The sequence below is a fragment of the Snodgrassella sp. M0351 genome (assembly GCF_016100575.1).
Lineage (GTDB): Bacteria > Pseudomonadota > Gammaproteobacteria > Burkholderiales > Neisseriaceae > Snodgrassella > Snodgrassella alvi.
On record NZ_JACFSG010000001.1, the window covers coordinates 511,358 to 538,249 of the forward strand.

Genomic DNA, 26,892 nt, shown 5'->3' on the forward strand with positions numbered 1-26,892 from the left:
TACTCTTTATTTAATTAATGTAGAAAAAGGAGATAAGGGTGCTGATGCACCCTTGTTTAATCAGATTTTGCAAGCACCGCTGGCGCAACCGTCATCCTGAATACTGGTTTGCATATCATCGGCACCATCACGGGTATTCTGGTAATACAAAGTTTTCAGACCAAATTTATAGGCTGTCAGCAAATCTTTGATTAATTGCTTCATCGGGACTTTTTGTCCTTCAAAACGCTGCGGATCGTAATTGGTATTGGCAGATATCGACTGGTCGATAAATTTCTGCATAATACCGACTAAATGCAGATAACCTTCATTATTCGGCATATCCCAGAGCAATTCATACTGGTTGTGCAGACGTTCGAATTCCGGTACTACCTGTTTAAGAATACCATCTTTGGACGCCTTTACAGATACCAGCCCGCGCGGTGGTTCAATACCGTTTGTAGCATTGGCAATCTGACTGGATGTTTCTGATGGCATGAGTGCCGTCAGGGTGGAATTGCGCAGGCCGTGTTTAACTATATCGGCACGCAATGATTCCCAGTCCAGATGCAGAGGTTCCTGACAGATTTTATCCAGATCTTTTTTGTAAGTATCAATCGGTAATAAACCCTGGGCATAAGTAGTATCGCTGAATTTTGGGCATGCTCCCAGTTCCTGTGCCAGTTTGACAGAAGCTTTCAGCAGATAATACTGAATGGCTTCAAAAGTCCGGTGGGTAAGGTTTATGGCAGAACCATCACTGTATTTAACGCCATTTTTAGCCAGATAGTATGCAAAGTTAATGACACCGATACCTAATGTCCGCCGGTTCATGGTAGCCAGTTCAGCTGCTTTGATAGGGTAGTTCTGATAATCCAGCAAAGCATCCAGAGCACGGGTAGCCAGCTCGGCCAGTTCTTCGAGTTCTTCCAGATTTTCCAGTGCACCCAGATTAAATGCTGAAAGGGTACAGAGAGCTATTTCTCCCTCAGGGTCTTTAATGTCATTTAACGGACGGGTAGGTAAAGCAATTTCCAGACACAGATTTGACTGACGAACCGGAGCTAGTTTCGGGTCAAACGGGCTATGGGTATTACAATGGTCGACATTCTGAATGTAAATACGTCCGGTACCGGCACGTTCCTGCATTAATAATGAAAATAAATCTACTGCCGGAATACTGCGGCGGTTGATGCTGTTGTCTTTTTCGTATAAAACATAAAGTCGTTCGAATTCGTCCTGATCTGCAAAAAATGCATCATATAACCCCGGGACATCTGAAGGCGAAAACAGACTGATATTCTCACTCTTAATCAGGCGGGTATACAGCAGGCGATTAATTTGTACACCGTAGTCAAGATGCCGTACGCGGTTTTCTTCAACTCCGCGGTTGTTTTTCAGTACCAGCAGATTTTCTACTTCCAGATGCCACAAAGGATAGAACAGGGTAGCAGCTCCACCGCGGACACCGCCTTGTGAGCATGATTTCACAGCTGCCTGAAACATCTTATAAAATGGAATACAGCCTGTATGCTGTGCCTCTCCGCCACGGATTTCGCTGCCCAGTGCACGGATCCGGCCGGCATTAATGCCAATGCCTGCGCGCTGAGAAACATACTTCACAATTGCACTGGTAGTAGCATTGATGCTATCAAGACTATCATCACATTCAATCAGCACGCAGGAAGAAAACTGACGGGTCGGGGTGCGAACACCTGACATAATTGGTGTTGGCAGGGAAATTTTAAAAGTACTGATAGCATGATAGAATTTTTTTACATAAGTCAGTCTTGTAGCCTGAGGGTAACGGGCGAACAGGCACATTGCTACCAGCATGTATAAAAACTGCGGACTTTCAAAAATTTGTTTGGTAACACGGTTCTGAACCAGATATTTGCCTTCCAGCTGTTTAACTGCAGCATATGAGAAAGTTAAATCACGGTTATGTTCGATGCAGTCATTCAGTTCATCAAATTCAGCACGAGAATAATCTTCTAAAATATGTTTATCGTACTTACCTGCTTCTGTCAGTTTAGTCACATGATCATACAGGTGAGGCGGCTCAAACTGGCCGAAAGCAATTTTACGCAGATGAAAGATAGCTAAGCGGGCTGCCAGATACTGATAATCCGGTGTTTCTGTGGAAATCAGGTCGGCTGCTGCTTTAATAATGGTTTCGTGAATATCGTCAGTACGAATACCATTATAAAATTGAATGTGTGAGCGCATTTCGACCTGAGATACGGATACATTATCCAGGCCTTCTGCAGCCCAGGTAACGACCTGATGAATTTTATCCAGATTGATGTCTTCCAAACTACCATTACGTTTGGTTACTTTAAGGTTGGCAACCGCATTCATGAGTTATTCTTTCTAGCATAATTAACGCAGAAAAAAACAGTGCCAACACAAAATGTAGTGGTCAACTGTTATTCCAGACACAATATACTGGTTTTTTGCTTTAAAAAAAAGACTTGTCAAAACTGACTATATCCGCTTCTTGATAATGGTTGGGTTAAGTGAAGTAATGATTTTTGTTGATTGACAAGTAGTTTGCTTTGATTTGTCTCAATTTGAATAAAATTGTAAAAAAAATTATTAATTTTTTTGTTTTATTAGTTTTTTTATATCAGGGGATAAGTTTATGCTGTATATATCTACATTTACAGGAAAAAAGAAAAACTGCCTAAAATATAAGCTCAGCATAGCTTCGTTTAATTTCAGGCAGCAATGACAACGATTAGTATCTAGTGTTGCAATAGTGACTCATCTAGTTTTAAATCATTGTTGTAATTGATACTAATCTGACTTTCAAGAACTGTTCGGGCAATAAACTTGGCTTCTTCGAGTGAATGCATGGTATAGCTGCCACACTGATAGCGGTTAAGTTCAGGTATGCGGCTCTGATCAGTTACCGCAAGCACATCTTGCATAGATTCCGCCCAGGCTTTTGCCACAGTTGCTTCATCAGGTGTTCCGATCAGACTCATATAAAAACCAGTGCGGCAGCCCATTGGTGAGATATCGATAATTTCCACTTGATCACTGTTAAGATGGTCGCGCATGAATCCGGCAAACAAATGCTCAAGAGTATGCATGCCTTTTTCAGGCAGTATAGTCTGATTCGGTTTGCAGAAGCGTAAATCAAATACAGTAATGTCATCTCCTTTGGGTGTGGTCATATTCTTAGCCACACGTACTGCCGGAGCATGCATACGGGTATGGTCTACAGTAAAACTGTCGAGTAATGGCATGATGATTCCCTCGCAATTATCAGTTTAAAATTTTTCGTGCATTGGCAAACAGCCGGTACCAGCCGGACATTTCCGGCCAGTCACGCGGAGCCCAGCTCATTTGCGCAGTTTGGAATACCCGTTCAGGATGCGGCATCATAATGGTGACGCGACCATCCGTACTGCTGACACCGGCAATACCGGCCGGAGAGCCATTCGGGTTGAGCGGATATATATCCGTTACCTGATTCTGACCATCAACATACTGGAGCGCAACAGAAAGATCTGCCGGTATGGTTTCATTGGTCAGGTGAGCAAAATCTGCACGTCCTTCTCCATGACTCACCACTACCGGTAAACTACTTCCGACCATATCAGCCAGAATTAATGATGAGGAAGCTGGAATAGTGACCATACTCAGGCGAGCTTCAAACTGTTCGGAAATATTGCGCCGAAAGCGTGGCCAGTTATCTGTACCCGGGATGATTTCAGCCAGATTACTGAGCATCTGGCAGCCGTTACACACGCCTAGTGTCAGGGTATCCTGTCTGTCAAAGAATTCTGCAAACTGTTGTCGCAGCTGTTCATTAAACAGAATACTTTTTGCCCATCCTTCTCCGGCGCCCAGTACATCACCATAGCTGAATCCGCCACAGGCAGCCAGCAGTTGAAAATCACTTAATTTAACCCGTCCGCTTAGTAAATCACTCATGTGAACATCGTAAGTTTCGAAATTAGCGCGGGTAAATGCAGCCGCCATCTCTAATTGTCCGTTAACGCCCTGTTCACGAAGAATGGCAACTTTAGGCTGCTGATGCCGATGAATATAAGGTAAAGCAATATCTTCTGCCGGATTAAAGCTCAGGCTGGCAAATAATTCTGACAGCTGTTCCTGCTCCAGTAAGGCAAATTCACTGTCTGCACAGCAAGGATTATCGCGTAAGCGTTGCATTTGATAGCTGGTTTCACTCCAGCTCTTTTGCAATTCAACACGGTTTTCATTGAGTAAAACAGTATTACCATGCTGAACCATTAACCGGTCAGTTGTATTGATGTGACCAAGTACATGTAAAGTTTCAGCCATGCCGGCAGAGGCAAAAGTATTCTGAATGCCGGCAAGGTCATCATTGTGTATCTGAATAACCGCACCAAGCTCTTCTGTAAACAGACTGCGTACAGCGGCATCTTGCAGCTTCTGATTCTGGCTGTGCTTATTGGTTTGCCGGATGAGAGATGCAATATCAATAGTTACCCCGATATGGGCAGCAAACATCATTTCAGCCAGTGTTACTACCAATCCGCCATCACTGCGGTCATGATAGGCCAGAATTTTATGTTCCTGAATCAATGACTGAATAAGTGTGAAAAATTTAGAAATGATTTCGGGATTGCTGATATCCGGAGCTGAACCGCAGAGATTTTTCCATACCTGCTGCAAGGCACTGCCACCCATTCGGCTGTATCCCTGACCGAGGTCAATGGCCAGCAGGGTTGTATCTGCAATATTCTGTAACTCTGGTGTCACTGTGTTGAGCACATTCTGAACCGGTGCAAAGGCTGTGATGACAGCAGATAAAGGCGAAACTACCCTTTTTTCTTCACCGGCATCATGCCAGCGTGTTTGCATTGATAATGAATCTTTGCCTACAGGTATACTGATTTGCAGTTTCTGGCACAGTTCGGATACGGCTTTGACAGTCTCATACAGACGGGCATCTTCTCCGGCAAAACCACAGGCAGCCATCCAGTTGGCAGAAAGTTTAATTTTGCCCATTTCTCCGATGTCTGTGGCAGCAATATTGGTTAATGCTTCACCAACTGCCATACGCCCTGAGGCTGCACCGGAAAATAAGGCTACAGGTGATTTTTCACCCATACTCATGGCTTCGCCACGTAAGGTATTAAAGCCCATTTTGGTTACGGCAACGTCTGCAACCGGTGTCTGATATCTTCCAATCATCTGATCGCGATGCGTGAGGCCGCCAACACTGCGGTCGCCAATAGTAATCAGAAATTGTTTGCTGGCTACAGCAGGCAGACCTAATACTCTGTACAGACTTTCACGAATATCCAGTTTACTTCCGTCAAAAGGAGGAATCTCTTCAATAACGGCAGAATCTGTACGGGTCACTTTAGGTGGTTTGCCCAGTAACACGTCCAGAGGAATATCTACCGGGTTGTTATTGAATAATTCATCACGTAATTGCAGCTGGCCATCATTAGTAGCTGTGCCGACAACAGCAAACGGACAACGTTCACGCTGGCATATGGACTGAAATATTTCCAGATTTTCAGGCTGTACTGCCAAAACATAGCGTTCCTGAGCTTCATTACACCAAATCTGCAACGGATTAAGGCCGTGTTCTTCAAGTGGTATGCGGCGTAACTGAAAGATTGCCCCGCGGCCGGCATCGTTGACCAGCTCCGGAAAAGCGTTAGATAAACCACCTGCACCAACATCATGAATGGATATAATCGGATTTTCTGAGCCAAGTTGCCAGCAGCGGTCAATAACTTCCTGTGCGCGCCGCTCAATTTCAGGATTACCACGCTGTACTGAGTCGAAATCCAGATCAGCATGATTTGCTCCGGTACTCATGCTGGAGGCTGCTCCGCCGCCCAGACCGATCAGTAAGCCCGGTCCGCCCAGCTGAATAAGTAATGCACCCGCAGGAATATTGTCTTTGAAAACCTGCTGTGCCTGTATATTACCCAGTCCGCCTGCAATCATAATAGGTTTATGAAAGCCGCGCATAGTACCGCTGAATAATTCTTCAAAGGTACGGAAATAGCCGAGCAAATTAGGACGACCAAATTCATTATTAAAGGCCGCGCTACCGATCGGGCCATCCAGCATGATATCCAGCGCACTGCTGATATGGGCTGGCTTACCATACTGATTACGTGTAGTTGTATATTGTTCCCATGGCTGGATAAATTCGGGAATACAAAGATTAGAAACACTGAAACCGCTTAAACCTGCTTTAGGACGTGCGCCTTTTCCTGTAGCGCCTTCATCACGGATTTCCCCGCCGGAACCGGTTGCAGCACCGGCAAATGGTGCGATAGCAGTAGGGTGGTTATGGGTTTCCACCTTCATCAGAATATGTGTTTCTTCAGTGCTGAACTGATATTTCTGCTGTTGATTTACCTGTGGGTAAAAGCGTTCTATACTAGCACCGGCAATGATTGATGAATTGTCTTTGTAAGCGACCAGTGTACCTTCAGGATACGCCTGATGCGTAGCCCGAATCATGCCAAACAGGGATTCAGGTTTGGCTTCATCATCAACAATAAATTGGGCATTAAATATTTTGTGTCGACAATGTTCTGAGTTTGCCTGAGCAAACATCATCAGTTCTACATCGGTAGGATTACGTTGCAGTTGCTGATAATTTTCAACCAGATAATCTATTTCATCTGCGGATAATGCCAGCCCCATTTGCTGGTTAGCTGCTTGCAGAGCTGTTTTGCCATTTGCCAGTATGTCAATACTGGTAAAACTTTTGGCAGCAGTTGTGTAAAACAGTTGTGCAGCATCTGCTACAGCAGTTAGTACACTTTCTGTCATGCGGTCATGCAATATGGTTTGCCAGCTATCCTGTTCCTGCTGACTAAGCTCGCGCGAAAATGAATACAGGATGCCGCGCTCAATGCGCTCAATTACGTTTAGTCCGCAATTGTGTGCAATATCGGTTGCTTTGGATGCCCACGGTGAAATAGTGCCCAGACGGGGTGTAACCAATAATTGCGTGCCTGTCAGAGTATTGCTGTTCTGATGGGTAGCACGTAAAAGTTGAAGCAGTTTTTGCTGTTGACCAGAATCAAGTTCGGTGGCTGAAGCCACAAAATAGCGATATTCGCTGTTTATCTGAATATTACAATCCAGTTGTAATCTGGCTGCCTGCTGTAACAATTTTTCGATACGAAACGGGGATAGTGCGGCCTCGCCGCACAGTGACAGAACAACTGACATGATGAGAGTAGCTCACTTTAGTAGTGGGTTTTGGCTGAAACGCAATTTTACGCGAAAAATAAGTGCTTTGCTTAAATTTATGTTATTAAATCATGGTAGTTTGAGTTTCAGATAAGGATATGGTAGTTTTTAGCACTGTGGATACAGTAAAAAGGAACATGGCGGCATGAAAAAAATTGAAGCAATTGTTAAACCGTTTAAGCTGGATGATGTACGTGAAGCTTTGTCTGATGTAGGTTTCAGCGGAATGACTGTATCTGAGGTCAAAGGTTTTGGTCGGCAGAAAGGACATACAGAAATTTATCGCGGAGCTGAATATGCAGTAGATTTTCTACCCAAGGTAAAAATTGAGCTGGTATTACCTGATGACAGAGTTGAACAGGCGATTGAGGTAATTATTGCCGCTGCTCATTCCGGCAAAATCGGAGATGGTAAAATTTTTGTATTGCCGGTAGAAAGCGCTATTCGTATTCGGACCGGAGAGCGGGACGATACGGCAATTTAAAAAATAGTCCGAATAAATAGAAAACCGTCTGAGAATAGCAGTGATAATATGACTCAAGTATGTTAATACATTGCTTTCGTACGGTTTTCTTATCTTTAAGATATTAGCTTGGCTTTTTACCAAATTGCCACAGAGTGAACATAATAGCCGCAGCAATAAAAAATTTAAGTAAATCAAAACCGGCAAATGGCAGATAGCCTAATTGCAATGCATGATAAATACTGGTATGCAAATAAAAAGCCAGATAAAAAACACCAAAGACAAATATAACTTGATGAGCAAGTGCAAAGGCGCATAATCCGCTGAAAAAATGTCGGTCATAGCCTCTTTCAGCAGCCCAGCCGGCGATATACGCACTGAATATGAAACCGTACAGATAACCGGCAGAGGCTGATACCAATACATTTATTCCGCCATGCCCACCCGCAAAAAAGGGCAGACCGCAGGCGCCGAGCAGCAAATATTCAAGTATGGCTAATACAGCAAGCTTCCGCCCTAAAAATGCACCGAGCAGTAAAACTGCCAGCGATTGCAGCGATAAAGGGACGGGGTGCAGAGGAATGCTTATATTGGCTGATATAGCCATTAATAATGCTGCTAATGTAGTAGCAAGTAATTGGTGCGACCACTGGGTTAACCTATAGTGCTGTAAAAGATAAGGCTGATAGGTACGCGATAAAATTGAGGTCATGGATTGGTTATATTTAGTTGAATATCAGGGAGAAAAAAGAGGTTTGCAATTAATAAAAAAGCGGCCGAAGCCGCTTGAATATAAAATTACAATACGTAACGAGCCAGATCCTCACGTTCAGCTATATCCTGTAAACGCGCATCAACGTAAGCTGCATCGATGGTTATATCGCCGGCAGGCGCATCAAAGGAAACTTCTTCAAGTAATTTTTCCATAACCGTATGCAATCGACGTGCACCAATATTTTCGGTTTTTTCATTAACCTGAAAAGCGATTTCAGCAATACGGGCAATGCCGTCATCAGTAAATTGCAGATTGACATCATCAGTAGCCAGTAAAGCAGAGTACTGTTCAGTCAAATTAGCGTGGGTCGTTGTCAGAATGGCTTTAAAGTCGTCTACACTCAGATTATCCAGCTCAACACGAATCGGAAAGCGCCCCTGTAATTCTGGGATTAGATCACTGGGTCGATTAAGATGAAATGCGCCAGATGCAATAAATAAAACATGATCAGTTTTAATCATGCCATACTTAGTCTGTACCGTTGTCCCTTCAACCAGAGGCAGTAAATCACGCTGCACACCCTGACGTGAAACATCTCCGCCATGGCGACTGCTGTCAGTAGCAATTTTATCAATTTCATCCAAAAATACGATGCCATTTTGTTCAACTGACTTAATTGCCTGTTCACGTAATTCTTCTTCGCTTACCAGTTTAGCTGCTTCTTCATCCAGCAGTAATTTCATGGCAGCGCTTACTTTCATTTTCTGAGCTTTGGTTTTACCATGTCCCATGCTGCTGAACATATCTTGCAACTGATTCGTGAAGTCTTCCATTCCCGGAGGACCCATAACAGACATGGTCGGAGAAGGATTAGCGGCAACCTCAATCTCGATTTCCTTATCGTCAAGCTCGCCTTTACGCAGCATCTGACGGAATTTCTGCCGGGTATGATTTTCCGGTTGAGCTTCCTGTGGCTCACCGGCAAAACCGACGCTGCGTGGCGGAGGCAGCAGGGCATCCAGAATACGATTTTCTGCGGCATCCTGAGCACGGTCGCGATTTTTAGCGATTGTCTGGTTACGAATGTTTTTCAGGGCAATTTCAATCAAATCGCGAATAATACTGTCAACATCACGTCCTACATAGCCTACTTCAGTAAATTTGGTAGCTTCTACCTTAATAAAAGGTGCGTTGGCCAGACGGGCAAGTCTGCGTGCTATTTCAGTTTTACCAACACCAGTAGGCCCGATCATCAGAATATTTTTCGGAACGATTTCGCTTTGTAAGGGTTCGGCAACGCGACTGCGACGATACCGGTTTCTCAGCGCTACTGCTACTGCACGTTTGGCCTGAGTCTGCCCGATAATATGATTATCTAATTCATGAACGATTTCGCTCGGGGTCATTACAGATGTACTCATCTTGTTCCAATCTTGAGATATGACCGTTTTAAAATACAAATTAAACGGCCAATAAAATTACAAGGTTTCAATAGTGTGGCTCTGATTTGTGTAAATGCAGATGTCACCGGCAATCTCGAGGGACTTTTTAACTACTTCAGCCGGTTCAAGCTCGGTATTTTCCATTAATGCACGTGCTGCCGACTGGGCAAATGCACCACCGGAACCAATAGCTGCAATGCTTTGTTCCGGTTCGAGCACATCACCATTTCCGGTAATTACCAGTGTGTTTTTTTTATCAGCCACAATTAACATTGCTTCCAGACGGCGTAATGCGCGATCGGTACGCCATTCTTTAGCCAGTTCAATTGCAGCCAGCATCAGTTTACCCTGATGTTTTTGTAATTTGCTTTCAAATAGTTCTATCAGGGTAAATGCATCGGCGGTACCACCGGCAAAACCGGCCAGCACCTGATTGTTATACAGTTTGCGCACTTTGCGTGCAGTCCCTTTAATAATGGTATTACCCAGTGTCACTTGACCATCTCCACCGATGGCGACGTTTTCACCGCGGCGAACGGAAATAATGGTTGTACCGTCGAATTGTTGCATGTCTCGTGATCCTTTGCTGACCAGCAGCCGGATAGCTGCCGGATAAAATAACTGCATTTAAATAAGGGCAGTTATTACCGCTTTCAAGTTAAACCATGATTTATTCTGATTTATTAGAATTTGTCTATCACTCCGGCTGGCTAGTACAGATACTAAGCAGGAAAGTTTTTTATTCATATATAAAATAAAAACGGCAACCAGAAAGGTTGCCGTTGTTCAAAACACAATCAATTATTTTTTGTGTTTGTATACTTTTTTGGTAGTAACAGTTTTGGTGGTTTTAACAGTTTTGGTTTTAGCCGGAGCTACTGCCACTGTACCATTATCTATTACGCAGTTCTGGGTAACAATTTGCGGAACAATTTTTTCCTGACCGTTAATTACCTGTTTGCTTGGCTGTAACAGACCCAGAGCACCAACTTTATCTACAGTATCGCTGTTGGCAATAGCGGTTTTCCAAGTAATGCCTTCGGGAGAAACGAAAGTATTGTAGTTAACATCACGTGCATCACGCATCATTACAGGAGAAAGTCTGCCCTGATAATTTACCTGAGCTGCCACGACGTTCTGACCTTGCAATCCATACATTACAGTCAAACGGTTTTTAGCTGCACCAGTACCGCACAAATAAGCTACTTCTTTACGCGCATCAATCTGTACATTCGCTGTAGTTGCTGCAGGTACGGCTACCTGTGCAGAAGGTGCTTTATGATGATGTTTTGATGCACAACCGGTAACAGCCAGCATCAACAATACAGCCGGGACAAGAACTTTTTTCATGACAACTCCTTATAAGCATTTATGAATAAATCTTCTGATAACATAAACCATCATACTTGGCTTAGGTAAAGATGCAATAGCTGTATCTTAGTCTTTTTTAGCTAATGTAGGGTAGTATTAAATAATACAGTTTAAACGTTATCGTTACTGTATTAATAGTACATGAATAAAAAATTCTTCACAACAACATGTTTCAAGTGAAATATTTGCATTCAAGGCCAACTATCAGTATGTGAAGGTCATTATTTTAACTGTATTTAATTTTCAATATTTAACTTTATTTCACTTGGTATCTGTACCACGCTTCTGTCATTCAGATTAAAAGCTGTCAGGCTGCCCCCCCATAAAGCACCGGTATCCACACATACAACATGATCGGCCTGATAAAAACCTAATGCCGACCAATGACCGAATAGAATGGTTTTATTGATATTTTGTCGGTGCGGCGCCTTAAACCATGGAATATGATGTGCTGGTATATTAATGAGCGTCCCTTTATAATCAAAATCCATTGCTCCATCATCAGTCAGTGCACGCATCCGGGTAAAGCTGTTAGTGATAAAACGCAATCTCTCATCGCCACTGAGATTTTTGTTCCAGCGAACAGGTTTATTTCCATACATTCGGGAAAAAAATTGTTCGGGAGTATTTTGCAATACGGTTTCCACTTCCTGAGCCAGTAGCTGTGCCTGATCGCATGTCCATTCTGGCCAGATCCCTGCATGGACCATGACATAATTGTCCTGCTGGCGATATAAAGGCTGTCGGAGTAACCAGTCAATTAATTGTTTTCTGTCCGGCGCATTCAGAATGTCACTGATTGTATCTGCACGTTTGAGTTTGCCATAACCATAATGCAGTGCAAGTAAATGTAAGTCATGATTTCCCAGAATAGTCTGCATACAACCATCATGCTGTTTTACCAGACGCAATGTGGCCAGTGATTGCGGGCCCCGGTTTACCAGATCGCCGGTAAGCCATAAGGTATCAGTACCGGGATTAAAATTCAGTTTATCCAGTAGTTTTTTAAACTCTGTCAGACATCCCTGTAAATCACCAATCACATACTGTGCCATATTCATCTCCTGAGAAATCGGGATAAACCTAATCAAACTGATTTGTCCCGATTTGTCTGTTTACTTGTCCAGTATCAGAATGGCTTCAGCTTCAACCAAAGCACCTTTAGGTAAGGCAGAAACTTCAACAGCAGCACGAGCTGGATAAGGAGTTGTAAAGTATTGCGCCATAATCTCATTAAACGTAGCAAAATTACTCAAATCAGTCAGATAGGCATTTACTTTTACCAAGTCATTCAGACTGCCTCCGGCAGCTTCTGCAACCGCCCGGAGATTTTTAAACACCTGATGTGTTTGTTCAGCAAAACCACCATCAACGATTTGCATTGTTTCAGCTACTAACGGAATCTGACCGGAAAGATATACTGTATTGCCAGCACGTACTGCTTGTGAATAAGCACCGATAGCGGCCGGTGCTTTCTCAGTATGAATAATATTTTTTCCCATGTTTTTACTCCTTGGTATGAAAAGGGGTTATCAGTCTTTCAAAAATAAAGCCAGTAAATCATTCAGAAAAGTACGTCCGAGTGCAGTCGGACGTAAGTTTAACGGATCTGCGTCCATTAAACCTCGCTCTACGGCCTGAGTAATCGCATATTGAATGGAGGTAACAGGCAAGCCGGTACGCTCGCTAAACCATGTAGTAGGAACTCCATCAGTTAATCTCAGAGCATTCAGCATAAATTCAAAAGGTAAATCCTGTGCAGAAATTTGCCGGCGGACAATAGCACACTGAGGTTGCTGCTGCATCGCTTGCAGATAATCTTTCGGATGCCTGCACCGAGTAGTGCGCTCAATTGCCTGAGCACTGGATATCTTACCATGAGCGCCAGCTCCGATACCGATATAATCGCCAAATTGCCAGTAGTTCAGATTATGCCGGCATTGTTGCTGAGGGTGGGCGAAGGCAGACGTTTCATAATGATGAAAACCTGCCTGTGACAGTGATGTATGTACAGCTTCTTCTATATCAGCAATATGGTCATCATCTGGTAGCTTCGGAGGAGGTGAATGGGCAAAAGGTGTATTGGGTTCCAGTGTAAGCTGATAAGCACTAATGTGCCTTACTCCGGTTGCAATTGCTGTATTAATATCTTCCTTTGCCTGTTCGACAGTTTGTCCTGGTAAGGCGTACATCAAATCAATATTGAGTTTAGGAAACAGGATTAAGCCTGATTCAATGGCATTTAGTGCTTCTTTGCGGTTATGAATTCTACCCAGTGCAGCCAGTTTGTCATTGGCAAAACTTTGTACTCCGATGGAAAGCCGGTTTATACCAGCTGCTGCATAGTCTGCAAAACGATCGCGTTCAAATGTGCCCGGATTGGCTTCAAGGGTAATTTCTGCTGTGGGTATCAGATTAACCCGTGCACGAATGCCGCTTAAGAGCTTTTCAAATGCAGATGCGGAAAACAGACTGGGTGTCCCTCCGCCGATAAAAATTGTGTGAACAGACCTACCCCAGAAATAAGGCAGTTCAGTTTCCAGATCAGTTAATAAGGCAGCAATATACTTCTGCTCATCCAGTTCCTGCTTAAGCTGATGCGAATTGAAGTCGCAATACGGACATTTGCGAACACACCATGGAATATGAATATACAGAGATAGTGGCGGTAAACTGGTCAAAGCTGGCGTAACAGAATGCGGTATTTGCAGAGAAACGGGAAACTCAGACATGAGTATTCAGACCATACTGCTGACGCAGTTTATCCATTAAAATATTTAATGCCTGAGCACGATGACTTATCCGGTTTTTTTCTTCCTGACTCATTTGTGCAGCAGTCAGTTTCTGGTCTGGAACATAAAAATGCGGATCGTATCCAAAACCATTGCTTCCTGCAGCAGAGGATTGCCACAGCCCAGACCAATTGGCTTCAGCAATTAATGGCTGTGGATCATCAGGATGACGCACTAAAACCAGTACGCATACATAAAACACACTTTTGTCATCACAATTGCGTAATTCATCATCCAGCTTGGCATTGTTGGCTGTATCTGATTTTGGTTCTGTACCTGCATAACGTGCAGAATGGACGCCAGGTTTGCCATGCAGTGCATTGGCACAAATACCAGAATCATCGGCTAATGCCGGTAAGCCACTATAACGGCTGGCATGACGTGCTTTAGCGAGTGCATTTTCAACAAATGTGACATAAGGTTCCGGGCACTCAGGAATATTAAATTCAGACTGCGGAACAACTTCGATATTTAAAGAATTAAACAGGCGGCTGAATTCAGCCAGCTTGCCCTGATTATTACTGGCAAGAACAATTTTATTCATGGTTTACATCATTTGAGGATAACACTTGATTAATTTGCCGGTATGCACGTTCACGCAAAGTAAACGCCAGCGCAGCAAATTGCCCCAGTACACTAATGAAAGCGAGTAAACAGCAGATTATCGCAATAGTGTGCTGTTGATGTACCCAATAATAACAGCCCAGCGCAACCCAGCCAATAAACATAAATGTACATGAAGCCAGAATGAGTAATAAAAGTTTGAGTTTCGTCATTCGTGGATGCTTTAAAAAGATATAAATTGGCTGGGCAGATTGGTTAATTACAAAAGATACAGCTACATACGATTATTACTTACAGCCGGAATAAAATAAATCAGTTTATAAATCAATTTTAAGTAAAAAATATGAGTTATTTATAAAATACAGATTAATATTAATTATAGTGATTTCATAAACTGAAAAATTTTATTTTTTTCCCAATGAAGTAAAATCTGTAGTTGTTTCAGATTTCTGCTGATTCTCTTGTTTCATTTTGGTTAGTTTAAAGGTCAAAGGCATTTCTCCGATGGCCATAATTGCACCTAGGATAAAAAATGTTTTACTATAAATTGTCAGTTGCTGATCTTTATTATAGAGAAAAAATCCGATACCGAGAAAGATTACAAACATAAGGCTTGTGCAGATATGCATTATAATTAATTTTTTCATTAGTCTGATATCATAAAAGGTTAAAGAAGAAATTCCGACTAATTATATACAGAAAATCTGTTAAATGAAAACTATTGTAAATATTTAAACACTAAATATTTACAGCTTACGGTTGAAAATATGTATATAAAATAAATTAATATTATTTACAATGGATATTTAATTAATTTAAGTTTCGATTAATTTTAATTATTTTAATGGTAAATGGCGTTAGTATTATTAAGCCGAGTGCAGCAATAACAAAGCAGGTGATACTATACCATAATGGATAATGTATATCCGCAAAGAATATTGTACCGATAACCAAAGCCGCAATTACGGTCATTGAAAGAAAACAATAGCTAACAATTAATTTTTTCATATTTGACACTTCAGAATTTTTTATTTTCTATCTTTAGAATCTGTTTATCTGTCTGATAAACAAGAAAACCGGTTTTATAATAAACAGATTGAACAGTAAAAAAGATTGTATAAAAATAATTTTATTTTTAAAAGATATAAATATTAAGTCGTTAGTATGTAATTTAAAAAAGTATTTGATAAGCAATTTAATCGAATCCTGAAAACAGCATAAAACAAAAATCTGATGTCAGTTAAATTAATCTTAAAGTAATTGATTAGCTTTGAATACAAATCAAACAATCCATTTAATTCAAATTAATTCAAATTAATTCAAATTAATTCAAATTAATTCAAATTAATTCAAATTAATTCTAATTAATTCTAATTATTTAATTAGGTGGCCTGAAATAAAAGTCTGGGTAGTTGTTTGGTTTAAAAAAGCCTGCATAAGCAGGCTTTTAAAGTTAGCGTAATTGCTGATCCAGTTGCTGAAGCCATTTTGTGGCATCTTTTCCGGTATATATTGTGCCATCTTCATTGGCCAGAGTGACACGTGTTCCGCTATCTTTGAGAGGTATTGCCAGTACCATCAGACGAGGTTGCTGTTTTGGCTGTTGCTGTTGTTCAGCTTTTTTACTGCGTCCGAACATACGTCCGAATAATCCTGGTTTTTTATTAGAAACAGAAGAGGCTTCTGCAGCAGCTACTTCAACCAGATAAGCATATTGACTCTGGTTTTCTCCAATTACATTCAGACCAACACGATCCAAAGCCAGTGCAACACGTCGCCAGTTACGTTCCTGAGGCCCAAGCAGGTAAATACTGTTGCCATCAATTTTGGCTAGATTGTATTCATTCGGGTTTTGTTTTTGGGCAGCTATCTGTTGCTGAACCTGTTTGGCGTCTGCACCAAGATATTGCATAAAGCGTGCAAGAAATGCTGCTTCCAGCTCAGGCTCATTAGGTCTTGGCTGCCATGCAGTGCTGTCACCATCTTTGCTGGTATAAACTTCTTTCATACCTTTCTGGCTGAAGAATACATCTGTACCGCCTTTGCTGTTACGTTCCAGACGGATAGTAAACATATCCCGCTCGCCGCTGGAGTAAACACCACCCAGACCTACTTTTTCGAATATACCGCGAATCACATCAGATGGCAGTTTGGCACGGTTTTCTGCCCAGTTGGTTTGCATCAGACCAATAGATGGTTCTTCACGCTCGATAGTAAAGCCCTGTTCCTGCCAGAATGCTCTGAGCAGCGGCCATAATTCAGCAGCTTGCTTGTTATCGATAGTCAGCCAGCGAATACTTCCATCACGCTGCAAATGAATATTCGGTACCTGAGTCAGTACCTGTGCATTCGCATTATTCTGAGTTTTGCCCGCTTTTTTGTTCATGTCACTGGCACGTACAGCCCCATTAATCAGTGTACTGCCAGGTGCACTAAAGCGGTTCCCCTGATTCGGATCAGTCAAATCAGGAGGTACATCCAGCTGAACAATTTTTTTATTGTCAGACTGATAATCCAGTTTAGGCAGGTTTTCTTTTTTGCTGGCACAGGCGGCAAGACTGGCTGCCAGCAGGGTTAGTGCAACGGTTTTACTTATATTCATATCGGCCACTTTCAGTGTGCATTACAATGGCAATGTAGGCTTGTGTTTAAATTAATCCGGCTTCCTGCATGGCGGCCAGCACGACAGTCTGTCCGGCAGGAGTTAATTCAGTAATAGGCAGTCGGCAAACCGGATTGATTTTACCCAGTTTAGACAGTGCCCATTTCGTTGGTGCAGGGCTTGGTTCACAGAAAAGATCACCATGCAGACGCTGTAATTTATCATTTAAAGCGCGTGCACCTGTAATATCTCCGCGCAAAGCTGCATGACACATATCTGCAAACAATTTCGGAGCAACGTTAGCGGTAACGCTGATCACACCATGACCACCGCACAGTAAAAATGCCAGGGCAGTAGGATCATCACCGGAATAAACTGCAAAATTTTCAGGTACGTGCTTAAACAGATAACATGCACGGCCAATGTTTCCAGTGGCTTCTTTAATACCAACAATATTGTCAATTTTTGCCAGACGTAAGGCAGTGTCCGGTTGCATATCGGCAACAGTGCGACCCGGGACATTATACAAAATCATGGGGATACTGGTTGCTTCGGCAATAGTTTTAAAGTGGCGGTAGATACCTTCCTGATTCGGTTTGTTGTAGTAGGGTACTACAGACAAAGTCATATCTGCACCAGCCTGCTGAGCCTCCTGAGCCAGATAAATTGCTTCGTGAGTATTGTTGGCGCCAGTACCGGCAATTACTTTCACACGTCCGGCTACATGTTCTACAGCAGTTTTGATGACATTCAAATGCTCATCCACGCTGAGTGTGGCTGATTCACCGGTTGTTCCCACGGCGACAATGGCATCGGTTCCGGACTCGATATGCCAGTCAATAAGCTGTTTGTATTGTTCATAATCAATACTGCCATCTTCATGCATAGGCGTTACGATGGCAACCAGGCTGCCTGTCAACATAATTCTACCCTTTACAGGTGAGCTAAAAATGTGATGATTGTAGCGTATTTTTTGCTTACATGGAAAACTGCCGGTATTTGAACCACTTTTGATAAAAGTAGTTTGCTTGTGTTAAAGATTCTATTCCTCAATAGTTTGCTCTGGATTAAACAGCGCCGTATCGCTTAAAATACGCTGCTTTATATACATTTCACACATGCATAAAGCAAATAAGGAAGGATGACATGGACGATAATTCCTCTGTTCGTAAGCAGAATGAACACTCTGATCTGGTCTATGGTCTGGAGGAAAAACCTCCTGTTTTAAATGGTTTGCTCAGTGCATTAACCCATTTACTCGCTCTTTTTGTCCCTATGGTGGCACCGGCTCTTGTGGTGGGCGGTGCGCTGAAACTGCCGGCTGACATGACTGCTTATCTGGTCTCAATGTCTATGGTGGCTTCAGGTATAGGTACTTATATTCAGGTACACCGCTTTGGTGTTATTGGTTCGGGGCTGTTATCAATTCAATCAGTTAATTTTTCATTTGTCACTGTCATGATTGCGCTGGGGCTGGGCATGAAAGAAAGCGGGATGAATGAAAATACTATGATTTCAACTTTACTGGGCGTCTCATTCGTGGGCGCCTTTTTAGTAATCGGGGCATCATGGCTGTTACCTTTTCTGAAAAAAATCATCACACCTACTGTAAGCGGAGTTGTGGTATTGATGATAGGCCTGAGTCTTATTCATGTCGGTATTACTGACTTTGGCGGTGGTCTTGCTGCAAAAGCAAATCATACTTTCGGTTCATGGTCTAATCTGGCTCTGTCCACATTTGTACTGTTTACTGTATTGTTATTTAACTGCTTTAAAAATGCATGGTGGCGTATGGCCGGCATTGCGGTAGGTTTGATATCAGGTTATGTAATTGCGATTTTTATGGGAATTGTAGATTTTTCCAATTTGCACGATTTACCCTTAATTACAATACCGATTCCCTTTAAATACGGCTTTGCTTTTGACTGGCATGCTTTTATGGTGGCCGGTACCATTTATCTTTTAAGTGTGTTTGAAGCAGTAGGTGATTTAACTGCTACCGCCATGATTTCTAATCAGCCGGTAGATGGTCCGTCATACACAAACCGTTTACGCGGCGGGGTAATGGCTGATGGTCTGGTATCCGTAATTGCTACAGCACTGGGTTCATTGCCGTTAACCACTTTTGCCCAGAATAATGGCGTTATTCAGATGACGGGAGTTGCTTCCCGGTATGTCGGTAAATATATTGCTGCTATTCTGATTATACTTGGCTTATTTCCATGGGTTGGAGCTATTTTTACCACTATTCCTAGTCCGGTTTTAGGTGGTGCAATGGTAGTTATGTTCGGTTTGATTGTCACTGCTGGTATCAGAATTATTATTACTGCTGGTATTCGACGCCGTGAAGCAGTTATCTGTGCTACATCACTGGGGCTTGGTCTGGGTGTGGCTTTTGAGCCGGAAGTGTTTGCTCAGTTACCAATATTGTTTCAAAATCCGATTTGTATGGGTGGAATTGTAGCGATTATTTTAAATATAGTGCTGCCACATGATAAAAGTGAACCGGCTGTTTATTTAAGTGACGACATTCCACATTAATTAATATCTGAAAAAAGGCTGCCGAAAATATTGGCAGCTTTTTTTTAAAATTTAAAATAATAATTTTAAATAGTAAGTTCTACTTTAATTAATGAGTACTATAAATTACATGGAAAAGTTTAATTATTTGTAATTCTGAATGGTATTAGTTTTGTATTAAAAATTACTTTTAGTTTGATATTATCCTTTGATTTAATAACAATATCAGGTGGATAAGTAATTTTTTTGTCAAAATTCAGAAAATTGTTAATCTATGCATTTTCTTTTGAAAGCAGATTAGCACCGTCAGTTGAATGCAGACGGGCAAATATCCAGCTTGAAAGCAGAGTGAACACGCCGAGAATAATAAAAGTAATGCGAAACGCGGTAGTAATATTGTGATTGATAAAGCTGGCACGACTGAAAGATTGCAAAAGTAATGCGCCAATTGCTATACCGAAACTTAATGCCAGTTGCTGGTTAACAGCCATCAGACTGGTGCCGCTACTAACCTGATTAGGACGTAAATCAGCCAGTGTAATGGTATTCATACCAGTAAATTGCAAAGAGTTGCAGGCACCCAAAATACACAGATGTAATAATATCAACCATTGCGGTGTACTGGCACTGATTAAAGCGAGTGACATAATCAGTATACCGATAATACGTGTATTCCATGAGAGGGTATTACGATAACCAAAATGATTCATTAAAGGTTTTAGAAAAGGTTTGGCAAGTATAGCCGCCAAAGCAAGAGGCATCAGCAGCCAGCCTGAATTTACCGCATTATAGTTAAAAGCAACCTGAAATAATAAAGGTAATAATAAAGGCAGGGCGCTCATGCCAAGACGGCTTACTAAGTTACCTGCCAGCCCCAGACGAAATGTACGCACCAGAATTAAATGCGGAGGATACAAAGCACGGTTGTTCTGGCGTGCATGAGCAAGATAGGCAAATAAAGCGCCAATACCTGCAATAGCCATCATACAGCCAAATAAAATATTGTTAGCATGTGACATGGTTTCAAAAGTAAGCGTCATGCAAAAAGCAGATGCCGAAAACAGAAAGAAACCTAATCCATCAAAGTAATTTGCCGGCCGGTTAAAATTGGGCATGATATACCAGGTAACCAGTAGTCCTAATAACCCTATCGGTACATTAAGCAAAAATATCCAGTGCCAGCTGGTATATACCACAAGATAGCCACCAATAATCGGTCCCAGTACTGGGCCGATCAGTGCCGGCATGATGGCATAATTCATAACAGTTATGAGTTTAGAGCGGTCGTAAGCCTGCATCATGGTTAAACGGGCTACCGGTGTTAGCATTGCGCCCCCAAAACCCTGAATGATTCTGGCCAGTACCAGCAAAGCCAGATTATTACTTGCAGCACACAGTACAGAGCCAATAATAAATATGACCATAGAACCCATAAAGAGTTTACGTGTTCCTAATTTATCCGACAGAAAACCAGACAGAGGCATCATTATTGCTAGTGTTAGCGCATAGGCAATAATTGCAGATTGCATATTAAGCGGTGACTGCCCCAGATCGGCAGCCATTGAGGGCAGAGCAGTATTCAGGATAGTAGCATCCAGCTGCTGCATAAAAATGGCTATTGCCAACAAAATGGGCAAAAAGCGTGAGGGTTTACTGTCGTTAATAGTAGCCATAATTGCTGTTTATCAATAATGGATTCATTTATTATAACAGACTCATGTGATGCATCATTTTGTTAATATAAAAGCATAAATTTATGAAAATATATATTTTATATTCATAATTTTAAGATAATAAATGTATATAACAAGTGTTTATGCTTTAGGGTTGACATATGTTTTATTATGGCAGATTAATAATACGGATCAGGCATGCATTACCAAATTCTGATAAGTAATTTTATAAAACATAGGTTTGTTGAGTTTGTTTATAATATTCGGATAATTGTATAGATAGATATTATTTTATTTTTTCTGAATTATATTTAAGCTTGTATGTAAGTCTGGTGAAAAATGCCAGTATATGGATAACTTACGATATAACTGTTATTTAAATTTGTTAAAATTGTTTATCAGAGGAGACATTGCTTCACTACAATGGAAAAAACTAACAAACATACAAAGTAATTATTATAAATTTAGCGTAAAAAACAAAATATTCAGATATATTAAATAATAGTCATTGTGTATATATATCATTATGAATATTAGATAAATTTATTATTGCAGATGCTGTTAAGTACAAGCTTACTTTTAGTATCCGGTTTGTAAAAAAATTTTAGACAAAGGCGGATAATTTAAAAATGAGAAAGTATTGAATAAATCTCAAAAAAATTGATATATGTTGTACATGGATAATATCTACTCTGTTTATATAAAAGAAAAAAGTTAGACATAAAATAAACCGTGTTAGCTTAATAAAGCTAACACGGCCTAGAATACTGTTATAGACTTACATACGTAATGTATCTACAACATCAATCATGAATTCCATGTCTTCTTCAGATAGTCCGATAAAGCCTTCTGGAAAACTCAATGCTTTAACAATAGTAGCGCCATCAGAATCTTCTGCCATTTTGCATAATATCTCTCTTAACGGCTCTACTTTATCAGCTATATCTTTATGATATAACATGACATGAGATACTTCATTAATCCGGCTTTTCAGTAATACTTTTAACTGATCTTTGGTTACAGAATTAAAGCTGTCATATACTTCAGCTTGAATAATGCCAATTTTTGCCTGCTGGCGGATAACGCTGGAAGCTACCATGAGGAAGTTATCTTTACGATTGATAACCAGCTCATCATCGCTCAGATTAGCCGGTTCAAGCAAACGCAAACCAATAAAGTTGGCATCTTCATTATTGGAAAGAGCCAGTTCAACAGTACCTTTCAGCTCTTCAATAGCATTAATTTCTGAATCAGCAGCAGTAACAATTACAATCTCATCTGGTTGATTTTTAGGTTTAACCAGTGGTAAATAACCTTGTTCACGTACATAATTACCAGCAGCAAACGGATTAACAAAAAGCATAGAGACTTTTTCTTTATCTTGCTGTGCTTTTACTTCATCAAATGAAGGAGGCATAATCAGAGAAATATTCTGATCGCTTTTCTTTTGCAGGTAATTATTCAGCAAATACCAGGTGCTGAACTGATCAGGCAAATAATCGGGTACAACCATTAAACTCAGCATATTATTTTCCTTCCTGTTCAGTTTTCAGCATTTCTACATACTTGGCACTCATTTCGTTAACACGTTCACGGCTTGGTTTGCGACGAATTGAGCTATAGCCAATCACTTTGCCTTGACGTAAGTTCGGAATTACAGTGGCGTATACCCAGTAATGGCCGCCATCTTTTCGTAAGTTTTTAACATAACCGTACCAGCGTTCGCCTCTTTGCAAGGTTTCCCACATATCGGCAAATGGAGCTTTGGGCATGTCAGGATGACGTAACAAACAGTGTGGAGCACCAATAATTTCATCACGTGTCCAGCCACTGATATCAACAAAGACGTCATTGGCATGCGTGATAATACCGTTAAGATCTGTACGTGATACAATTAAAGCACCATCAGGATAAGGAAATTCCTGATGAGTTACATATACTGTTGATTCTCCGTCTTGCTGATAATGCTTAATTTTATACTCTGAAAATTCACCTTCAGGCTTTGGCTGAATCCAACGACTCATATCCATATTTATCTGTCCTTCAATTTTGGTTTAATCTGATAAAGAATGAGTGTGTGCTTAATAGAAATGCATTTCAGATTTTTTATGTTTTTACAGTAATTTATTCTTTCTGCTTTAATAAATTTACTGCTAATATAAATTTCTGGAAATGCATACAATCGGGATTTTTAAATATTACCCAATACATATATGCGATGCGTTTCAATATAGTTATAAAACATTTAAACGCCCTTTCATGCAATAAATTTTGTTTTAGCTTTAGTTTTCTTTAGGTTTGACTAACAGCAATTTAGTCAGAATTCAGAAAATATCCGGATATAAGGGTAGTGCCTGATTTTAAAGCTTATTTTTACAGTATTATAAACTGTAATAAAACGTGTTAATTTCAAATTTGCATGAGCGGGTATTTAAATAGCATTGCATATTTCAGATCAAGCAAATTGATTATTAACCAAAATGGTCAGCTAATTCTTTCAATGCCCGTTTAGCTTCAAACAGAATCAGACCTAATTTGGCTTCATGAGTGGTAGTAATGGTTAACAGAATAGCTTCAGAGGCCTGAAACAGCAGCATGTAGCCTTTATCAGTGTGAATAATGGTGTTGTCCAGAGTACCTTTTAATACTTCTTTTGCAGAACGATTACCCAGAGACAGTAATGCTGCAGCCATTGCACCGATACGGTCTTCATCCATGCCACTCTGCAAAGCTGAAGCAATTGGCAAACCATCGGTTGAGATAACTGCTGAAGATGTAATGTCGGGTGTACTGTTCAGGGTTTTCAATACGCCTTCGATGAAATCATATTTCATGAAAATTCCTCTTAAATTGACTGTAACTTTGTCAATTATAAAGATGGGTGAATTTTTTTGCAAAAAAATGTTATTAAATTTTATTAATTATCTTTATTTAAGTTTTCTATTTTATTTACATTTCTTTAGTTTTCTTGCTTATCTATAATTATTCAGAGCAATGAAAACTATTGTTACAGTTTATTGAATTCTATTGAAATGTAAATGAAATTATAGCATTTTGAATAGGAGATTGCGTAATATAATCCGGTCAACTTAGCTAAAGTTTGATATTTATCAAATGTTATCTCATTTTTTATATTTTATATGCTATTAAGACTGCGAATATATGTTTAATTCTATGCTTAACTTAATGGTAAATAAATTGTTTTAAATAATAAAATCTTACTTTTTTAGTGTATATTAATATATAAATTAATAGTGTGTTGTAAGTTTGCTTATATATTTTACAAATTTAAATTAATGTTATTTATCAAAAAGACAGTTAAGTGAAATTAATGCCTTTATAGTTTGATAATGTTAATTATGTTTATTTTGTTGTTTAATATATAAATTAATTTAAACAGGTTGTTCTTAATATGATAAACAACCTGTTTGTTAGATTAATTTCAAATATCGGCTTCTACTTTATCTCCTTCAGCTTCCATCCATACTCTTCTGGAAGCTGCTTCACCTTTTCCCATTAATTTGATAAAAATATTTCGGGTTTCACTGTTTTCTTCATCGGGAATATGTACTTGCAACAGACGGCGTGTATCCGGATTCATGGTAGTATCCTTGAGCTGATCAGGATTCATTTCGCCTAAACCTTTAAAGCGATTTATGTGATAAGTACTTTTTTCTAGTTGCAGTCTGTCTTTAATGCTGTCCAGTTCTGCCTCGTCCTGAGCATAAATCTTGCGTGCAGGTTTGCTTTTACCCTGTGCATTTACATCTATACGAAAAAGTGGTGGTTGGGCAACATAAATGTGTCCGGCCTCTATCAGTCGCGGGAAATGGGTATAAAATAAGGTAAGTAATAGAACCTGTATATGAGCACCATCAACATCGGCATCTGATAAAATGGCTATTTTTCCATAGCGTAAGCCAGATAAATCAGGATTATCGTTTTTCCCGTGGGGGTCTACTCCGATGGCAACAGAAATATCATGTATTTCTGCATTACCAAACAATTGGTCACGATGAATTTCAAAACTGTTTAAAACTTTACCGCGCAATGGAAGAATTGCCTGAGTATTTTTATCCCGTGCCAGTTTGGCTGAGCCGCCGGCTGAATCACCTTCTACCAGAAACAATTCATTTTCTCGGATGTCTTCACTTTCGCAGTCAGTAAGTTTGCCTGGTAAAACAGCTACGCCAGAACCTTTTTTCTTTTCAATTTTTTTAGTTGAACGCATTCGCGCCTGAGCCTGACTAATAGCCAGTTCAGCTATTTTTTTACCTGTATCTATATTCTGGTTTAACCAGAGTTCTAATGGATCACTACATACTGCCGCTACCAGTTTGAGTGCATCACGACTGGTTAATTTGTCTTTTGTCTGCCCTTGAAACTGAGGGTCGAGCAGCCGTGCTGAGAGAATAAAGGCAACGCGTGAAAAAACATCGTCTGACTGTAGTTTTACGCCGCGCGGAAGTAAATTATGATGATTGATAAAGTTGTTTACAGCGTGAAAAACTGCCTGTTTCAGCCCGGCTTCATGAGTGCCGCCTAACGCGGTAGGGATCAGATTAACGTAGCTTTCACTTGGTGTATGTCCGTCTTCCAGCCATGTCAGAGCGAAAGCTGCACCTTCACCCTGATTAAAATCAGTTCCATGATTTGAGTTTAAATAATTTTCACTGGAGAAAATGGGCGTGGCAGTCTGGCTGTCTGAGAGTAAGTCAAGTAAATAGCTTTTCAGGCCATTCGGATAATGCCAGTTTTGTGTCTGAGCTTCATCCGTAGCATTCTGGTAGCGGGTAAGGGTAACATTCACGCCGGGTAATAAAACTGCTTTGGCACGTAAATTGCGTTCCAGTTCCGGCAGATTGTATTGCGGATTATCGAAGTAATGTCCGTCAGGCCAGATACGAACTTCGGTACCACTGTCTTTAACGGCGCATTTACCGGTTACAGACAAAGGTTTAATGACGTCACCACCAGCAAAGGCAATATGGTAAATATTTCCGGTTCTTTTAACAGTAACTTCAAGCCGGGAAGACAGTGCATTGGTCACGGAAACGCCTACACCATGTAAGCCACCTGAAAAAGCATAAGCACCGTCGCCGCTTTTTTTATTGAATTTACCACCAGCATGAAGTTGGGTGAAAACCAGTTCAACTACGGGTACTTTTTCGGTTGGGTGTAATCCGGTGGGAATGCCGCGACCATTGTCTCTGACGGTAACGGATCCATCGGGATTCAGAGTAACATCGATATTTTGTGCATAGCCGCCCAGAGCTTCGTCTGCGGCATTATCAATTACTTCCTGAATGATATGAGTAGGGCTATCCGTTCTGGTATACATACCAGGGCGTTCTTTAACCGGTGCCAGTCCTTTCAGAACGGTGACACTGGATTCATCATAAGTTGTGGATTTGCTCATAATTTATTTTTAGATAAGTATTAATCGCAATATAAAACAAATTACCGTAAAAAATTTATTTTTTCGGTAATTTGTTTCAGATTCAGAATTTTGGCGGAATCTTCAATACAGAACTATTCACA

Annotated in this window: 22 protein-coding genes; 2 read left to right on the top strand and 20 right to left on the bottom strand. The window is 40.8% G+C overall.

All coding sequences use genetic code 11. The annotated features are described in order from the left end of the window. Positions 1–60 precede the first annotated feature (60 nt). The 3 genes from nrdA to purL form a co-directional block, all read right to left on the bottom strand. Complete coding sequence (nrdA, locus tag H3V01_RS02210; protein ID WP_198185862.1) at positions 61–2,340, bottom strand: class 1a ribonucleoside-diphosphate reductase subunit alpha; 2,280 nt, start codon at positions 2,338–2,340, stop codon at positions 61–63. Positions 2,341–2,726: 386 nt separating this feature from the next. After that, the gene (luxS, locus tag H3V01_RS02215) at positions 2,727–3,233 is read right to left on the bottom strand and encodes an S-ribosylhomocysteine lyase (RefSeq protein WP_198185863.1); all 507 of its coding nucleotides are present in this window, start codon (positions 3,231–3,233) and stop codon (positions 2,727–2,729) included. Positions 3,234–3,252: 19 nt separating this feature from the next. Then, positions 3,253–7,188, bottom strand: a complete 3,936-nt coding sequence (purL, locus tag H3V01_RS02220) for a phosphoribosylformylglycinamidine synthase (RefSeq protein ID WP_198185864.1) — start codon at positions 7,186–7,188, stop codon at positions 3,253–3,255. A gap of 166 nt (positions 7,189–7,354) precedes the next feature. Between purL and H3V01_RS02225 the strand changes: the two genes are divergently transcribed. Then, positions 7,355–7,693 carry a P-II family nitrogen regulator gene (locus H3V01_RS02225; protein WP_078475291.1) on the top strand — a complete coding sequence of 113 codons (339 nt, stop codon included), beginning with the start codon at positions 7,355–7,357 and terminating at the stop codon, positions 7,691–7,693. Positions 7,694–7,796: 103 nt separating this feature from the next. On the opposite strand, the gene H3V01_RS02230 is transcribed toward H3V01_RS02225, so the two are convergent. The 12 genes from H3V01_RS02230 to dapA all read right to left on the bottom strand — a co-directional run bounded on the left by H3V01_RS02230 (position 7,797) and on the right by dapA (position 18,080). Then, positions 7,797–8,384, bottom strand: a complete 588-nt coding sequence (locus H3V01_RS02230) for a biotin transporter BioY (RefSeq protein WP_198185865.1) — start codon at positions 8,382–8,384, stop codon at positions 7,797–7,799. 86 nt (positions 8,385–8,470) lie between these two features. Continuing rightward, the gene (gene hslU / locus H3V01_RS02235; RefSeq protein ID WP_084563441.1) at positions 8,471–9,808 is read right to left on the bottom strand and encodes an ATP-dependent protease ATPase subunit HslU; all 1,338 of its coding nucleotides are present in this window, start codon (positions 9,806–9,808) and stop codon (positions 8,471–8,473) included. Positions 9,809–9,865: 57 nt separating this feature from the next. Further along, positions 9,866–10,399, bottom strand: a complete 534-nt coding sequence (gene hslV / locus H3V01_RS02240; protein WP_025330443.1) for an ATP-dependent protease subunit HslV — start codon at positions 10,397–10,399, stop codon at positions 9,866–9,868. 231 nt (positions 10,400–10,630) lie between these two features. Next, positions 10,631–11,179, bottom strand: coding sequence for a hypothetical protein (locus H3V01_RS02245; RefSeq protein WP_174831343.1), 549 nt, complete (start codon positions 11,177–11,179; stop codon positions 10,631–10,633). Between the two features lie 257 nt (positions 11,180–11,436). Next, positions 11,437–12,255: a symmetrical bis(5'-nucleosyl)-tetraphosphatase gene (locus tag H3V01_RS02250; protein ID WP_198185866.1), complete on the bottom strand. Its 819-nt coding sequence runs from the start codon at positions 12,253–12,255 to the stop codon at positions 11,437–11,439. Positions 12,256–12,315: 60 nt separating this feature from the next. Next, positions 12,316–12,702, bottom strand: coding sequence for a RidA family protein (locus H3V01_RS02255; RefSeq protein WP_084552939.1), 387 nt, complete (start codon positions 12,700–12,702; stop codon positions 12,316–12,318). Positions 12,703–12,732: 30 nt separating this feature from the next. Then, positions 12,733–13,932, bottom strand: coding sequence for a radical SAM family heme chaperone HemW (gene hemW / locus H3V01_RS02260; RefSeq protein WP_198185867.1), 1,200 nt, complete (start codon positions 13,930–13,932; stop codon positions 12,733–12,735). Continuing rightward, positions 13,925–14,536: an RdgB/HAM1 family non-canonical purine NTP pyrophosphatase gene (rdgB, locus tag H3V01_RS02265; protein WP_025330448.1), complete on the bottom strand. Its 612-nt coding sequence runs from the start codon at positions 14,534–14,536 to the stop codon at positions 13,925–13,927. The genes hemW and rdgB overlap by 8 nt, the downstream gene beginning before the upstream one ends. Then, positions 14,529–14,768, bottom strand: a complete 240-nt coding sequence (locus H3V01_RS02270) for an NGO_0222 family membrane protein (protein ID WP_037394032.1) — start codon at positions 14,766–14,768, stop codon at positions 14,529–14,531. The genes rdgB and H3V01_RS02270 overlap by 8 nt, the downstream gene beginning before the upstream one ends. 192 nt (positions 14,769–14,960) lie before the next feature. Continuing rightward, positions 14,961–15,164: a hypothetical protein gene (locus H3V01_RS02275; protein ID WP_084552937.1), complete on the bottom strand. Its 204-nt coding sequence runs from the start codon at positions 15,162–15,164 to the stop codon at positions 14,961–14,963. 845 nt (positions 15,165–16,009) lie between these two features. Then, positions 16,010–17,158 carry an outer membrane protein assembly factor BamC gene (bamC, locus tag H3V01_RS02280; protein ID WP_198185868.1) on the bottom strand — a complete coding sequence of 383 codons (1,149 nt, stop codon included), beginning with the start codon at positions 17,156–17,158 and terminating at the stop codon, positions 16,010–16,012. A gap of 46 nt (positions 17,159–17,204) precedes the next feature. Continuing rightward, positions 17,205–18,080: a 4-hydroxy-tetrahydrodipicolinate synthase gene (dapA, locus tag H3V01_RS02285; RefSeq protein ID WP_198185869.1), complete on the bottom strand. Its 876-nt coding sequence runs from the start codon at positions 18,078–18,080 to the stop codon at positions 17,205–17,207. Positions 18,081–18,304: 224 nt separating this feature from the next. Here dapA and H3V01_RS02290 point away from each other — a divergent pair, with 224 nt between their 5' ends. Beyond that, entirely contained in the window at positions 18,305–19,699 is a 1,395-nt protein-coding gene (locus H3V01_RS02290) for a nucleobase:cation symporter-2 family protein (RefSeq protein ID WP_198185870.1), read from the top strand. Between the two features lie 251 nt (positions 19,700–19,950). Here the strand turns inward: H3V01_RS02290 and H3V01_RS02295 are convergent, their stop codons facing one another. From H3V01_RS02295 to H3V01_RS02315, 5 genes are all read right to left on the bottom strand, one after another. Further along, complete coding sequence (locus tag H3V01_RS02295) at positions 19,951–21,351, bottom strand: DHA2 family efflux MFS transporter permease subunit (protein ID WP_198185871.1); 1,401 nt, start codon at positions 21,349–21,351, stop codon at positions 19,951–19,953. Positions 21,352–22,129: 778 nt separating this feature from the next. Continuing rightward, a complete protein-coding gene (locus H3V01_RS02300) occupies positions 22,130–22,876 on the bottom strand; it encodes a phosphate/phosphite/phosphonate ABC transporter substrate-binding protein (protein ID WP_198185872.1) in 747 nt (248 codons plus the stop codon). A gap of 1 nt (position 22,877) precedes the next feature. Next, positions 22,878–23,375, bottom strand: coding sequence for a PAS domain-containing protein (locus H3V01_RS02305; protein ID WP_025330456.1), 498 nt, complete (start codon positions 23,373–23,375; stop codon positions 22,878–22,880). 447 nt (positions 23,376–23,822) lie between these two features. After that, entirely contained in the window at positions 23,823–24,185 is a 363-nt protein-coding gene (locus H3V01_RS02310; RefSeq protein WP_025330457.1) for a roadblock/LC7 domain-containing protein, read from the bottom strand. Positions 24,186–24,793: 608 nt separating this feature from the next. Further along, positions 24,794–26,770 carry a DNA topoisomerase IV subunit B gene (locus H3V01_RS02315; protein ID WP_198185873.1) on the bottom strand — a complete coding sequence of 659 codons (1,977 nt, stop codon included), beginning with the start codon at positions 26,768–26,770 and terminating at the stop codon, positions 24,794–24,796. Between the last annotated feature and the right edge of the window lie 122 nt (positions 26,771–26,892).